Origin of the sequence: Caenibius tardaugens NBRC 16725 (genome assembly GCF_003860345.1) — a bacterium.
Classification (GTDB): domain Bacteria; phylum Pseudomonadota; class Alphaproteobacteria; order Sphingomonadales; family Sphingomonadaceae; genus Caenibius; species Caenibius tardaugens.
This window is the reverse complement of record NZ_CP034179.1, coordinates 2,368,491-2,381,725: the sequence shown is the minus strand read 5'-3', so window position 1 is coordinate 2,381,725 and position 13,235 is coordinate 2,368,491. Positions and strand designations below refer to the sequence as shown.

General features: G+C 64.2%; 15 protein-coding genes. 8 read left to right on the top strand and 7 right to left on the bottom strand.

The genetic code is table 11. The features are described 5' to 3' along the window. The first annotated feature begins 25 nt into the window (after positions 1-25). Genes EGO55_RS11005 through EGO55_RS10970 form a run of 8 tightly spaced genes read left to right on the top strand, consistent with a single transcriptional unit; the run spans position 26 to position 5,124 of the window. A complete protein-coding gene (locus tag EGO55_RS11005; RefSeq protein WP_021691595.1) occupies positions 26-1,201 on the top strand; it encodes a flagellar hook protein FlgE in 1,176 nt (391 codons plus the stop codon). Beyond that, positions 1,198-1,965, top strand: a complete 768-nt coding sequence (locus tag EGO55_RS11000; RefSeq protein WP_021691596.1) for a FliM/FliN family flagellar motor switch protein — start codon at positions 1,198-1,200, stop codon at positions 1,963-1,965. Before EGO55_RS11005 ends, EGO55_RS11000 begins: the two co-directional genes overlap by 4 nt. Then, a complete protein-coding gene (locus tag EGO55_RS10995; protein WP_021691597.1) occupies positions 1,959-2,228 on the top strand; it encodes a FliM/FliN family flagellar motor switch protein in 270 nt (89 codons plus the stop codon). The genes EGO55_RS11000 and EGO55_RS10995 overlap by 7 nt, the downstream gene beginning before the upstream one ends. 6 nt (positions 2,229-2,234) lie before the next feature. Then, the gene (locus tag EGO55_RS10990; protein ID WP_021691598.1) at positions 2,235-2,657 is read left to right on the top strand and encodes a hypothetical protein; all 423 of its coding nucleotides are present in this window, start codon (positions 2,235-2,237) and stop codon (positions 2,655-2,657) included. 5 nt (positions 2,658-2,662) lie between these two features. Then, positions 2,663-3,400 carry a flagellar type III secretion system pore protein FliP gene (gene fliP / locus EGO55_RS10985; RefSeq protein ID WP_084620410.1) on the top strand — a complete coding sequence of 246 codons (738 nt, stop codon included), beginning with the start codon at positions 2,663-2,665 and terminating at the stop codon, positions 3,398-3,400. After that, entirely contained in the window at positions 3,397-4,146 is a 750-nt protein-coding gene (locus EGO55_RS10980; protein WP_021691600.1) for a sigma-70 family RNA polymerase sigma factor, read from the top strand. Before fliP ends, EGO55_RS10980 begins: the two co-directional genes overlap by 4 nt. Positions 4,147-4,172: 26 nt before the next feature. Beyond that, on the top strand, positions 4,173-4,736 hold the full coding sequence (locus tag EGO55_RS10975) for a tetratricopeptide repeat protein (RefSeq protein WP_021691601.1): 564 nt from the start codon (positions 4,173-4,175) through the stop codon (positions 4,734-4,736). A 19-nt stretch (positions 4,737-4,755) separates the two neighbouring features. Continuing rightward, positions 4,756-5,124, top strand: coding sequence for a hypothetical protein (locus EGO55_RS10970; protein ID WP_021691602.1), 369 nt, complete (start codon positions 4,756-4,758; stop codon positions 5,122-5,124). A 119-nt stretch (positions 5,125-5,243) separates the two neighbouring features. Here the strand turns inward: EGO55_RS10970 and EGO55_RS10965 are convergent, their stop codons facing one another. The 7 genes from EGO55_RS10965 to EGO55_RS10935 form a co-directional block, all read right to left on the bottom strand. Beyond that, the gene (locus tag EGO55_RS10965; protein WP_021691603.1) at positions 5,244-6,371 is read right to left on the bottom strand and encodes a tetratricopeptide repeat protein; all 1,128 of its coding nucleotides are present in this window, start codon (positions 6,369-6,371) and stop codon (positions 5,244-5,246) included. A gap of 32 nt (positions 6,372-6,403) precedes the next feature. Further along, positions 6,404-8,428 (bottom strand): flagellar biosynthesis protein FlhA, encoded by a 2,025-nt coding sequence (locus tag EGO55_RS10960; protein ID WP_021691604.1) that lies wholly within the window; start codon positions 8,426-8,428, stop codon positions 6,404-6,406. Beyond that, entirely contained in the window at positions 8,421-9,539 is a 1,119-nt protein-coding gene (locus EGO55_RS10955) for an EscU/YscU/HrcU family type III secretion system export apparatus switch protein (protein WP_021691605.1), read from the bottom strand. The genes EGO55_RS10960 and EGO55_RS10955 overlap by 8 nt, the downstream gene beginning before the upstream one ends. Further along, positions 9,536-10,303 (bottom strand): flagellar biosynthetic protein FliR, encoded by a 768-nt coding sequence (locus tag EGO55_RS10950; protein ID WP_021691606.1) that lies wholly within the window; start codon positions 10,301-10,303, stop codon positions 9,536-9,538. The genes EGO55_RS10955 and EGO55_RS10950 overlap by 4 nt, the downstream gene beginning before the upstream one ends. A 16-nt stretch (positions 10,304-10,319) precedes the next feature. Beyond that, positions 10,320-10,589, bottom strand: a complete 270-nt coding sequence (gene fliQ / locus EGO55_RS10945) for a flagellar biosynthesis protein FliQ (RefSeq protein ID WP_021691607.1) — start codon at positions 10,587-10,589, stop codon at positions 10,320-10,322. 172 nt (positions 10,590-10,761) lie between these two features. Further along, a complete protein-coding gene (locus EGO55_RS10940) occupies positions 10,762-12,222 on the bottom strand; it encodes a cobyric acid synthase (protein ID WP_021691608.1) in 1,461 nt (486 codons plus the stop codon). Between the two features lie 13 nt (positions 12,223-12,235). Then, on the bottom strand, positions 12,236-13,219 hold the full coding sequence (locus tag EGO55_RS10935) for an aminotransferase class I/II-fold pyridoxal phosphate-dependent enzyme (protein ID WP_021691609.1): 984 nt from the start codon (positions 13,217-13,219) through the stop codon (positions 12,236-12,238). Between the last annotated feature and the right edge of the window lie 16 nt (positions 13,220-13,235).

Genomic DNA, 13,235 nt, shown 5'->3' with positions numbered 1-13,235 from the left:
TCGCAAATCAGGGAGAGCAATTGACATGTTCGGCTCCATCTACATCGGCCTGAGCGGGCTCAACGCCTACTCGCAGGGCCTGAAAACGGTCAGCAACAACGTCAGCAATCTGAACACCTCAGGGTTCAAAGCCTCCGATGTCTCGTTTTCCGATGTCTATGGTGGCAGCAGCGCGGGCGGCCTTGCTTATGGATCGGGCTACACCGGCCAGGGCCACGGGGTGAACTTCGACAGCGTCACTATCAATTTCAAGCAAGGCGAACTGCGCGAAACGGGCCGCGATCTCGACCTTGCGGTGGACGGCAACGGCTTCTTCGTACTGATGGATGGCGATGCGACCTACTATGCACGGACCGGCAGTTTCATGGTGGATGACGACGGGTTCGTCGTCATGGCCGGGACCGATTACCGGCTGGGCGTGCTGGACGAAACCGGGCGCCCCGCCAGCCTCAACATCGACAGTCTGCGCACCAGCGCACCGGAAAAAACCACCAGCATCACCTTCACCGACAACCTGTCCTCCACGGCCACGAGCTTCACCATCCCCGACGTCAAAGTGTATGACGAACGCGGCGGGGAACATCTCTGGACCCTGACGTTCAGCCGCGAAGAAACCGTGTTTGACGAATGGACGGTGAAAGTCACCGATGCGAATGATGACGAGGTCGGCAGCCAGACCCTGGCCATCAGCAACGGCGTGGTGATGCCCGCCAATGCGACGCTGACATTCGCAGACACGGATGCTGGCCTGTCGGTCGCCTTCGATTTTTCGAAGATCACCTCCTATTCCTCAGGCGATGTCTCCACCCTGCGCGCGTCCGACGTGGATGGCCACGCCACGGGTTCGATCGCCACTTTGGCGGTCAATGCCAAGGGTCAGTTCGAAATCGCCTATTCGAACGAGGAAAAGCGCGAACTGGGCGCCATTGCGCTGGCCGATTTCCGCGATCCGCAAAAACTGGAACAGCGCAGCAATGGCCTGTTCGTGCTGAACGGCTTCGGGCAGGTGCAGTACCTGACAGCGGAAGACACGCGCGTCGGATCAATCCTTTCGCGGCGTCTCGAAGCGTCGAATGTCGATCTGGGCGCGCAATTTGGCGATCTGATCCTGATTCAGCGTGGATTTCAGGCATCGTCGCAAATCATCAGCATCACCAATGACATGATCCAGCAACTCTTCGGCATCCGGGGGCAGGGATGATCGTGGAACCATGCCCGTGGCTGCCGGAATCCGGGTTTACCGGCCCTTCCGCTGTGGAACCGGTTGCCCGCGCGCTCGACCTCTGGTCTGCCGAATGGCTGACAGGCAGCCGATTGGCAGCGCCCTTCGCATGGGAACGGGCCGATCAGCGCGACCTCCACAGCCACGATCGCAACGGGGCGGGAGGTATCCATCTGGCACCGGTGGCTGGCGGACGGGCCTCTCTGGCCACTGCCCTGTTCGGTGTGCCGATGGATGAACGCGCGCGCCGCACCGTCGCCGACGACATGTTGATCGCGGATATCATCGAAGCGGCCTCTGCCGACCTTCGGCAACGGATAGAGGCCTGTTTCCCGGCAGCGCGCGCAAGCGATAGGCCAGGCTCCACCGCACCGGGATACAGCCTGCCGGTCACCCTGAATGGCGGGGAGGCCGTGTTCACGATCCATGCCGCGCATTCGCTGCTGATTGCCGCTGCCCGTTTGCGCGCTGGGCCATCACGCAAACCGGGCGCGCTTGCCCCGCGCGGCGAAGCGCTGGCGGATCACACCGTCACGCTCAATGCCGTTATCGGCCGCAACCGTGTGGCTCTGCCCGATCTCGAACGGCTGGGTATCGGCGATGTGATCACGCTCGATACGGCCACGACAGCACCCCTTGAACTCCGTGTCGGTCCTTCATGGCGCGCACGCGATGCCGCCACCGTCACGCTTGCCGATGCACACTTCGCAATACGGATCGAAAGGCCGGTACAGCAATGGTAGAAGAAACAGCCCCGCAAACAGGTGACGAAACGGCCCCCGCCCGGTTGATCGATCATGTCGAGGTGGAGGTGGAAGTCATGCTGGGCGAAGCCCGGCTGACCGTGGCGGACCTTAACCGGCTGGCCATGGGCGATATCCTCCCCATCGAACGTTCTCTTGCGGATTCGGCCGATATCCGGGTCAATGGCCGGGTGATCGCCCGGGGGGAAATCGTCACGGTGGCGGACAGGTTCGCCGTGCGGGTCACCGAAATCGGGAGCTGACGGGCCATGGCGCGCGCCTTGTATCCCGGCATGCTGTCAGCCGTCATAACCTTCGGCATTGGCATGAGCGCCAGCCCCGCGCTTGCCGGTGGGCTGGCAACGGGTGCTTCCCCATCCATCCCATGGTGGCGGATTGCCTGCGCCCTGCTGTTCTGCCTTGCGCTGGCCGCCACGGCCATTCTCGCGCTGCGCCATTATCAGGGGCGATCGTCGGGCCGTTTCCTGCCCCGACGCTGGACAGTGCTGAAACCGGCCCCGCACCGTGCCATCACCGTGATCGAAACCCGCAGGCTCAGCCAGCATGGCGATGTCTGCCTGCTGCATTGCGCCGGGCACGCCTATCTGCTGGCGATAGGCCCGGCGCATACGCTGCTGCTGGACCGACAGGTTCTGCCCGCCCCCAGCGCCGGGGCACGGGACAGCCTGTGATCCGCATGGCACGCCCCCCTGCCGCACACCGCATCGTGCTTGTACTGGCGCTGATGATCGCGCTGGCAGGCATGCCACAGGTCGCCCACGCCGCCGCTTTGGCCCCGCCCACCGCGCAAACGGCGGAGGCTGTGCGGCTTGCGGTGATCCTTGGCGTGCTGGCGATCATTCCCGCGATCCTGATCAGCACCACCAGTTTCATTCGCATTGTCGTGGTGCTGGCCATGGTCCGCCACGCTTTCGGCATGCCGCAAACGCCGCCCAATGCGGTGCTGACCAGCCTTGCCCTGTTCATGACCGCCTTTGTCATGAGCCCGCCCCTGTCGGCGGTGAACGCCAACGCGCTGCAACCGCTGTTGAACGGCACGGCCACGGTGACGCAGGCGATGGAAGGCGGGGCGGCCCCGCTGAAGGCCTTCATGCTGCGCCATACCCGCGACAAGGATCTGGAGACTGTTTACCAGATTTCGGGATCGCCCCTGCCGGAACGGGCGGAAGAGGTTGAACTGTTCAAGCTGACACCGGCCTTCATGCTGAATGAACTGCGCGTCGCCTTCACGATCGGCTTCGTGATCCTGCTGCCGTTCCTGCTGATCGATCTGGTTGTCGCCAGCGTCCTGCTGGCGCTGGGCATGATGATGGTGCCGCCTGCCACCATTTCCCTGCCGATCAAGGTGCTGATGTTTGTCCTGATCGACGGGTGGAGCCTGGTGATGGAAGGGCTGCTTGGCAGTTTTGGATGACCGGCGCACGTCGGCGCGGGGTGGCCCTGCTGGTCCGGGCGGAACGGGTGGAGGCGGCACTGTGGCGCGCCTTTCACGGCCATGGCGGATCGGAACAACGCCAGCGCCTGTTCGATCATTACCAGCCTTTCGCCCGCAAGCTGGCCGGGGCGCAGTTCGCGCGACGGGCAATGGGCGGGTATGAACGCGCCGACATGGAACAGCTCGCTTACGAGGCGCTGCTGCAGGCGATTGACCGGTTCGAACCGGAACGGGCGATCCCGTTCCCCGCCTTCGCGCGCAGGCGCATTCTGGGCCATATCAGCAACGGCATCGCCGTGATGAGCGAAAGCGCCGCGCAATACCGCTATCGCCAGCGGGCGGAGCGGGACCGGCTGCGATCCCTGCGTGACGCGGCGCCCGGCAATACCGATAGTGCCGATCCCCTGGCCGCCCTGTCGCAACTGGCCGCCACATTGGCGATCGGGCTGATGGCGGAAGAAACGGACCCGGTCGATCCCGACACGCTGCCTGACGAACAGCCTTCGGCTTACGAAAGCCTCGTCTGGTATCAGATGCGGCAGAAAATCCGCGAACAGATCGCCGCACTGCCCGAGCGGGAGCGGTATGTGATCGGTCAACATTACACCGCCGGCGTGAGCTTCCAGCAAATCGCCATTATACTGGGGATCAGCAAGGGGCGCGTATCGCAGATTCATCGCGCGGCCCTGCTGCGCCTGCGCGAACAACTGGCCCGGTTTCGCTGAACGGCCCGATGCATGAGGATTGACGAATGAATATGTGTAGCGATGCGGAGATTGCGGCGCTGGTCGAAATGATCCAGCACGAGGGGCATGACGATCTGGCCGAGGTCGATGCGCTGGCGGCACGCTATCCCGACGATCCCCGCCTGCATTTCATGCGCGGTTCGATCCTTGCCGGGCGCAGCCGCGCGATTGAAGCGCACGCCGCGCTGACCAGGGCGGTCGCGCTGGCCCCGGATTTTCACATCGCACGCTATCAGCTTGGCTTTTTCGAACTGACATCAGGCGAGGTGGACCATGCGCTGGCCACATGGGGGCCGCTGCTGCGCCTGCCCGAAGCCCATTACCTGCGGCAGTTCGTCGAAGGGCTGACGCATCTCGTGCGCGATGAATTTGCCGAGGCCATCGTCCGGATGGAAGCCGGCCTCGCGCTGAATCAGGAGAACCCGCCGCTTAACGCCGATATCCGCCTGCTGATCGGCGAATGCGAAAAACTGGCGCGGGGTGAAACGGCAGCCTTGCCGCCCGATTCCGATCAGTCGCTTACCTCGCTGATGCTGGGCCAGTTCGGCCCCGGCGGCACCCGGCACTGAAACCAGCGGAGCCCGCGCCATGACCCGCGTGACCCAGACCGACCAGATCATGCATCTGCTGCGCCAGCAATTGCAGCGGCTCGGCAAGAACACCCAAGGCACCCGCGCCGCAGCCACGGGCAAAAGCGCCGCGCAGCGCCAGAGCCCGCTCACCCGGGTTACGGCGCTTGCCGCGCTCGACAACCTGCCGGATGACGATCTCGGCAAGGCGCTGGTCCGCGCGCTGCTGACCGAAGAATTTGGCGAAGTGCTGGCCAGCGAACCCAAATTCGCACGGATTGTGGATCAGGTGCACCGAATGATCGCCAACGATGCACAGACCGGCCCCTTGCTGGCGCAATCGCTGGCCGCCGTGCGCCAGTCCGAGGGCCAATCGACATTCAAATAATGATGAGCCGAAAATGGTGATTTTTCGTGAGCCGGAGCGCAGCATACGCCAAGTACGTGAGCACCGGAAGCACGGGAGAGCGCCATTTGCAGGCCGTCAGGGCTGAATGTCGATTGGCCCTAGCGCGCCAGCCGCGCCAGCGCGTCGGCAAGCGTGCGGCCGCTGGCGTCCAGCGGTTGCTTGAGCGCCAAGGCGACAATCCGTTCCGCCTTCTCCGTATCGCCTGCAGCGGACAGGAGCAGCGCCTGGGCAAAGGCGGTGGAGAAGCTTTCGCGGTCCAGCCGCGAGGCAATTTCCACCCGGCGTCCGGCACCTTCCCCATCGCCTGCCAAGATATCCATCACGGCCAGCGAGCCATGGCTTTCCGCGAAGGCGGGATCAATCTGACGCGCATGTTCGAACCGTTCGCGCGCCCGTCCATAATCGCCCGCCAGCAGATAGGCCCATCCCGCCGCGATCCAGCTGCCAAGATGATCCCCGAACAGGCCCGCGCCCTTGTCCAGCATCGGGCCAGCCGCCGCCCCGTCCCCCGCGGCAAGGCGGGCAAGGCCGAGGCCGATCCATGCCCGCGGGCTTTCGGGATCGGTGGCAAGCGCACGTTCAAACAGCCCCTGTGCCCCGGCATGGTCCATATCGCCCAGTGTCAGGGTGCCGAGCGTGGTCAGTGCATCGGGATGCGCCCCACCCATGACCGCGCAATGGCGCGCCAGTTCCTGATCTTCCACATCGAGCGCGAGCACCGATACAGCGGCCAGCAGCGGCGGATAATCGGGATGGTTGGCGATATGCACCCGTGCGCGTTCCGCACCCTGTTCAAACGCCCCCGCATCGTGGAGCAATTGCACATCGAGCAGCGCCGCCTGCGGCAGCGCGGCCGTCAGCCGATCGTCCAGCAGCGCGCCTGCAGCGGCATAATCCTTCGTCAGCGCAAGCGCCCAGGCCAGGTTGAAACGCAGGCCCGGATCGTCCGGGTGTTCCGCGAGAAGCGCGGAGAAGATGTCCGCCGCCTGCCCGGCCTGCCCGCCCTGCATCGCGGCAAGACCGGCAAGATTGCGGTCCGCCAGTGTAGCCTGCCCGATGTCGTCCAGCACAGCGAGCACTTGCCCCGCCTGCGCGAAATCCTGCGCTGCCATCGCCGCAGCGGCGGCATCGCGCAGCAAGGCCGGGTTATGCCGGTCCTGCGCGAGATAGCCCAGCAGCCGATCCAGCCGTTCACGCGCTTCACGCACTTCACCGTCAGCCGCCACGGGGACTATCCTTTACATGCATAGGGACGCTCTCATGCCTCCAGCTTGACCATATCGAAAGACTGAAGCGCAAGGCGCAGGGGAATTTCATCGACCGAGAGGATCGCCAGCTGCGGGATCGAACGCTGCGTGAGCTTGAGCAAGATCCGCCGGATCGGCCCGGCGCAGAGCAGGACCGGGGCCTTGCCCTGCCGCAACATCGCTTCTGCCAGAGGGGCGAGCTTGCGCAGCAACTGTTCGGCAAGACGTGGTTCGATGCCCAGTGCGCTCGCCTCGCGGGTGTTCAAGCCCGCAATGATCTGGTTTTCCAGCCGCGGATCGAGACTGAGGACGGAAAGCTGCGCATTGTGGCCGCGCAATCCGTTGCAGATCGCCGTGCTGAGCGCCTGACGGACCTGTTCGGTCAGTGCCAGCGGATCGCGTTCCGTCCGGCCCACATCCACCAGCGTTTCGACAATCAGATCGAGATTGGCGATCGATACCCGTTCCTGCAGCAAGTTCTGCAAAATGCGCTGCACATCCGAAATGGTCATTACGTTGGGCACCAGTTCTTCCACCAGCCCCGGTTGCCGGGTACGCAACTGGTCCAGCAGATCGCCCGTCACCGCGCGGGTCAGCAATGTGGCCACTTCCATTTTCATGATCTGGCCGAAATGGGTGATCAGCACGGTTTCGGGATCGATCACGCTATAGCCCGCCTCGGTGGCATCGCGCGCGAGATCGGGTTCGATCCACAGGCCGGGGATGCCAAATGCGGGATCGCGCCCTTCGATCCCGGCCATACGCGGGGCATCGTCACGCTGGGCGATCGCCAGCATGCGATGCGGATAGAGCTGCCCGTTGCCATAAGTGACGCCATGGATCGCGATGCGGTAATCGAGCGTGCCGATATCGTTCGCATCGATGAAGCGGACCGTCGGAAAGGCAATGCCGAACATCCTTTCATGCGCCACGCGGCTGCTGGCGATCCGGTCCAGCAACAGCGCCTTCTTCGCGCCCCATGCCTCGGCCAGTTGGCTGCCGAAGGCCACTTCCAGTGCGGGAGCGAGCTTGCCGGGCAGCGGCGTATCGGGTGCATCATCCTCGGGCACTGCCCCTTCCGCCGCGGCGCGGCGCAGGCGGCGGATGCGCAACCATGCAATAAGGGCGATCCCGGCAATCACCGCTATCGGCCACTTGGGCATGCCCGGCAGCAGCATCAGCGCCACCATCACCGCCATCACGATCAGGGGAATCCGGGGTTCCGACGCGAGCTGGCGAAAGATTTCCGCGCTCAACTGCTTGTCGGCGGAAGACCGGGTGACGATGATCCCCGTGGCGATGGAGATAATCAGCGCGGGCAATTGCGTGGCGATCCCGTCGCCAATGGTCAGCAGGGTGAAGCGATGCAGAGCGTCGCCCCAAGTCATCCCCATCTGCACCACGCCCACGATCAGCCCGGCGATGATATTGATCAGCAGAATGATGATCCCGGCGATGGCATCGCCTTTCACAAACTTGCTCGCCCCGTCCATTGCGCCATAGAACGAGGCTTCCTTTTCCAGTTCGGCGCGGCGGTCGATCGCTTCCTGCTGGGTGATCAGGCCGAGATTGAGATCGGCATCGATACTCATCTGTTGGCCCGGCATGGAATCGAGCGTGAAGCGCGCCGCAACTTCGGACACGCGCTGCGCACCCGATGTCACCACCACATATTGCACCACCACCAGAATGGTGAAGACGACCAGCCCGATCACGAAATTGCCCTGAACGGCATAATTGCCAATCGCCTCGATCACATGACCGGCATCCGCGTCAGTCAGGATCAGCCGCGTCGCCGCGACATTGAGCGAAAGGCGATAGAGCGTGGCCACCAGCAGAAGCGAAGGGAAAGTCGAGAATTCGACCGGCTTGGTGACGTAGAACGTCAGCAGCATGATCGTCAGTCCGAAGCCGAAATTGATGATGATCGCCAGATCGAGCATCGCGGGCGGGATCGGAGAAAACAGGATCAGCAGGATCATGATCGTGCCGAGAACCAGCACGAGATCCTTGTTTCCGTCAAAGAGCTTACCCATGATCGGTCATACTTTCGGCTGGTGGTTCGGCAAGGTTTGCGGCCACATCACTGGCAGGCGGCGGCTCGCGCAGGCGCGCATAATGGCGCGCCACACCATGGAAATGCTGCGGCAGAACGGGCCGCCCGGGCGCGCAATCGCGAAACAGCGCGCGGGCCAGTGCCGGATCGGCAATCACCGGAATGCCCAGCAGCCGGGCCTTGCGCTTCAGCAATTGCGCGAAATGATTGCGCCCGCTGGCGCGCACCACAGGCGCATCCATCGCATCGGGATCGTAAGCCAGCGCCACGGCGAAATGTTCGGGATTGGTCACAAGGAAATCCGAACCCGCCAGCTTGCGCAGCCCTTCCGACTGTTGCCGCATCGCCCCGTGCAGTTCGCGCCGTTTCTGCTTGAGGCGCGGTTCGCCCTCCCGTTCCCGGTTTTCGCGGGTCACTTCGCGGCGGCTCATCCGCATCTGTTTGCGGAATTCCCCGCGCACGATCACCTGATCCAGCACCATGAACAACGCCGCAACGCCGAGGAATGCGAACAACAGCCGTTGCCCCGCGCCCTCCATCGCCCGGGCCAGCGCCGGGGCATCCTGCACGGAATCACCGAATGTCGCGATTGCGCCGGTGATCACCAGCCAGGTAACCGCCGTATAGACCGCCATCTTGATGACGTTTTTCAGCGTTTCCTTCACCATGCGCAGCGAAAACAGGCGTTTCAGCCCCTTGGCTGGATTGAGTCGGGTAAAATCGGGCTTCAGCGGGGCCATGGAGAACAGGAAACCCCGCAGTTGCAGCAGTTCGAGAAAGATCAGCACCACGGCAATAATCGCACCCAGCACGAACAACGGCTGAAACGCCTGCCAGTAGATTGCCTCGATCGTGCCCAGCACGGCCATCGGGTGTGCCGTGCGATCGATCCCGCTGGTAAAGGACAGGCGCATGAGCGCCATCAAGCGCCCGGCGAAGGCATCCCCTGCCACCAGCAGAAAGGCGAAAAAGGCCAGCAGACTGCCCACAAAGCCCAGATCCATGCCGCGCGCGACCTGCCCCTTTTCGCGGGCGCGCTGCAGCTTGAACGGGGTCGCTTCTTCGCTACGGTTCTGTTCCTGCTCGCTCATCCCGGAAAGCCCGCTTGCCCGATCAGGCCCGGCGCGCTTTCCAGCGCGAAACGCAGCAAGCGCAGGAACAGCCCGCCAGAAAGGGCCAGGGCCACCGGCAGCATGACCAGCGTGGCCATGGCTTTCACCTGAAAGCCCAACATCATAACGTTCATTTGCGGAAGGGTGCGCGACAGGAAGGCAATGGTCAGATCGAGCAGGAACAGCACCAGCATGATCACGCCGAACAGGCCCAGCCCCATGGCGAACAGCGTGCCGACAAGCACCATCAAGGCCTGCATATCGCCCGCCAGAATGCCGTGCCCCAACGGCAGCGCATCGAACGACGCCGCCCATAGCGCAAGCAGATCGTGCATCCCGCCCATGGTGAAAAATACCGCCGCGGCGGCATAGGCGAATACGGTGCCCGCAAGCGGCATTTCCGTCTGCGTGACGGGATCGGCCACGGTTCCGAGCCCGAACCCCGCCTGAATATCGATAGCCCGCCCGGCCCAGAGAATGGCCGCAAAGGCCAGTTGCAAGCACAGCGCCACGGCCATGCCGACGAACAGTTCCCCGGCGGCGAGGCCCGGCAGTGCATGGCCTGCCTTCACGGCGGCGATCGTGGCATCGGGCCGGGCCGTGACCAGCCACAGCGCCAGCGACAAGCCCAGCAATACCCGCACGGGCACCGGAATACGCAGCAAGGTGAACGGCCCGCCATAGGCCAGCGCAGGCGCGAGCCGCAGCGCGACCAGCAGCGCCGCGACCAGATGCGTGACCATCCCGTCCACGCCGCTCCTATCCACCCAGTGTCGGGATCGTGAGGTAAAGCCCGCGGGCGAAACCGGTCAGCCGCGCCAGCATCCACGGACCCAGCGCGATCAGCAGAACCACGGCCACAATCATCTTGGGCACATAACTGAGCGTGATTTCCTGAATCTGCGTGGCGACCTGAAACACCGACACGACCAGCCCCACGGCCAGTGTGGCCAGCAGGACAGGGGCGGCAATCCACGCCGCATTCCACAGCATCGCATCCAGCAGATTCAGCGCACGATCGGGCCCCATACCCCGCATGTCCCCCAATAGATGGCAAACACGGGTTCCCGGTGCGCCATCGCACCGGGGAAATCCCGTCCGCGCAAAAACGCTAGACGGGCAGTGGTAAAGGGATCAAGCCGTGCCCCCGCACAAGTGCATCCGTTTCGGATATAGTCGCGCGGCGCCCCTGCGCAGCGGGCTATGCCGCGCCCTGCCGGGCGAGCCGCAACAGCCCCTCGATATCGAGATGCTGTTCCAGGTCCTGCGCAATGGCGTCGAGCGCGGCATCCACCGTCTGCGCGTAATCCACCCCCTGCGACTGCGCCCCGATCCACTGGAGCAGTTGTCCGCGCAAGGCAGTGGCCCCGAACAGGCCATGGCAATAAGTGCCGATCACGCGGCCCTGGGCACTGATCGCGCCATCCGCCCGGCCATCGCCCAGCACGGCGAAAGGCCGCACCGTATCCGGTCCGTCGGTGCGCCCCATATGCATTTCGTAACCATGCAGCGGCACACCCAGCGCCGTGCCCGAGACAGGGCACAAGATCTTGTCCCCTTCCAGTTCACTCGTCACGTCGAGCAGGCCAAGCCCGGCCACTTCGCCCGGCGGCCCTTCAATCCCCTGCCGATCCGCGATCGCCCGGCCGAGCATCTGGTACCCGCCGCAAATGCCCAGAACCGCCCCGCCCCGCCGGGCATGGGCCAGAATGTCGATATCCCAGCTTTGTTCGCGCAAGGCCTGCATATCGGCAATCGTCGCCTTGGAGCCGGGCAGAATAACCAGCGCCGCCCCGGCGGGAATGGGTTGCCCCGGCGGGATCATCGCCAGTTCAATCCCCGGCTCCAGCTTCAGCGGATCGAGATCATCGAAATTGGCGATACGCGGCAGGATCGGGCAGACCACCAGTTTGCGTTCCGCCGTGCCGGGGCGCACGCGTTCCAGCACGACGGCGTCTTCGCTGGGCAGGCGCGCCGCGGCGGACAGCCACGGCACCAGCCCATAGCCGTGCCACCCCGTAAGCGTCTCTATCGCCGCATACCCATCGGCAAACAGGGCCGGATCGCCGCGAAACTTGTTGATGATGAACCCCCGGATCATCGCGACATCATCGGGATCGAGCACCGCGCGCGTCCCTGCCACTGCCGCGATCACCCCACCCCGGTCGATATCGCCGACCAGCACCACCGGCACCCCCGCTTCGTGCGCAAACCCCATGTTGGCGATATCGCCCGCACGCAGATTGATCTCGGCAGGCGATCCCGCCCCTTCGACAAGCACCAGATCGCACCGGGCGGCAAGCCTGCGATAGCTTTCCATCACTTCGGGCAGGAGGCCGCGTCGGGCTTCGCGAAAATTGCCGGAACCGAGCGTGCCGCGCACTTTGCCATGGACAATCAGTTGCGAGGTCCGATCGGCCTGCGGTTTCAGCAGGACCGGGTTCATATCGGTGTGCAATTCTGCGCGCGCGGCGAGCGCCTGCAGCGCCTGCGCCCGCCCGATTTCTCCACCATCGGCCGTTACCGCCGCATTATTGGACATATTCTGCGGCTTGAACGGGAGCACGCTGATCCCGCGATTGGCCAATACCCGGCACAGGCCCGCGACCAGCACCGACTTGCCCACATCGGACCCTGTGCCCTGCAACATCAAACCAGCCATAACATCTCTTCTGCTACGGCCTCCTGCTATGGGCAACCGTATCGCCGGCCGCATGGATGCCGCCCAGCGCCCGGTCCAGCCGATCCCATTCTTCCGGATTTGCGGGCACGCCGATGCGCAACTGCCGGGGATAGCCCTCAAACAGCCGGGTCAAAATCCGGTAACGGAACAGCTGGTGAAACAGCGCCTGCGCATCATCGCACCGCACAAACCGGAACAGCGGACAGCGGCCTTCCGGTTGCAGCCCATGCCGCCATACCATGGCATCCAGCCCGGCCGCCCGTTCCATCATCCCCTTGCGCGTCTGTGCGATCCACGCGGCATCCCGATAAGCCGCCGTTCCAATGGCAATCGCCGCTGCGGAAAACGGCCAGTTGCGCAGGCGGTGGCGCAAGGCTCCCACGACCGCAGGCGGTCCAATAACGAAACCGAGCCGCACGCCGGGTACCCCGAAAAACGCGCTGAACGTCCGCACGACCACCAGTCTGCGATCTGCGCCAACCAGCTGCGCGACGCTGATATCGGGGGTCGCATCGGCACAGGTTTCATCCATCACCAGCCAGCCGCCCGTGGCCTCCTGCCAGCCCAGCCATTCGTCCACGCGATCGGCGGGCATGATCCGTCCATGGGGATTGTCAGGATTGGCCGCAATCACGGTCACCGGTTCGTGCAACGGGGCATCGAAAGACGCCAGCACCGGGGGTTCCCGGCCAACCGTGGCGCCTGCCGGCGCTGTCGGGCTGACATGGCGCACGGGCAGATCGAGCAGATCGTGCAGCAGATTCGAACCCGTCCCGCTATCCGGAATGGCGCACAGACAGGCAATATCCGCGCCGAAATAGTCTGCCGCAGCCCGTTCCAGATCGGCCAGCGCATCGGCATCGGGCGCACCATGCCAATGGGCCGCGATCGCTTCTGCCCCCGGCCATGCCTGTCCGTTGATCCCCGTGGCCAGATCGATCCACGGCCACCCGTCTTCCCAGGTGAAGCCCTTCATCACGCCCCGCCCCACA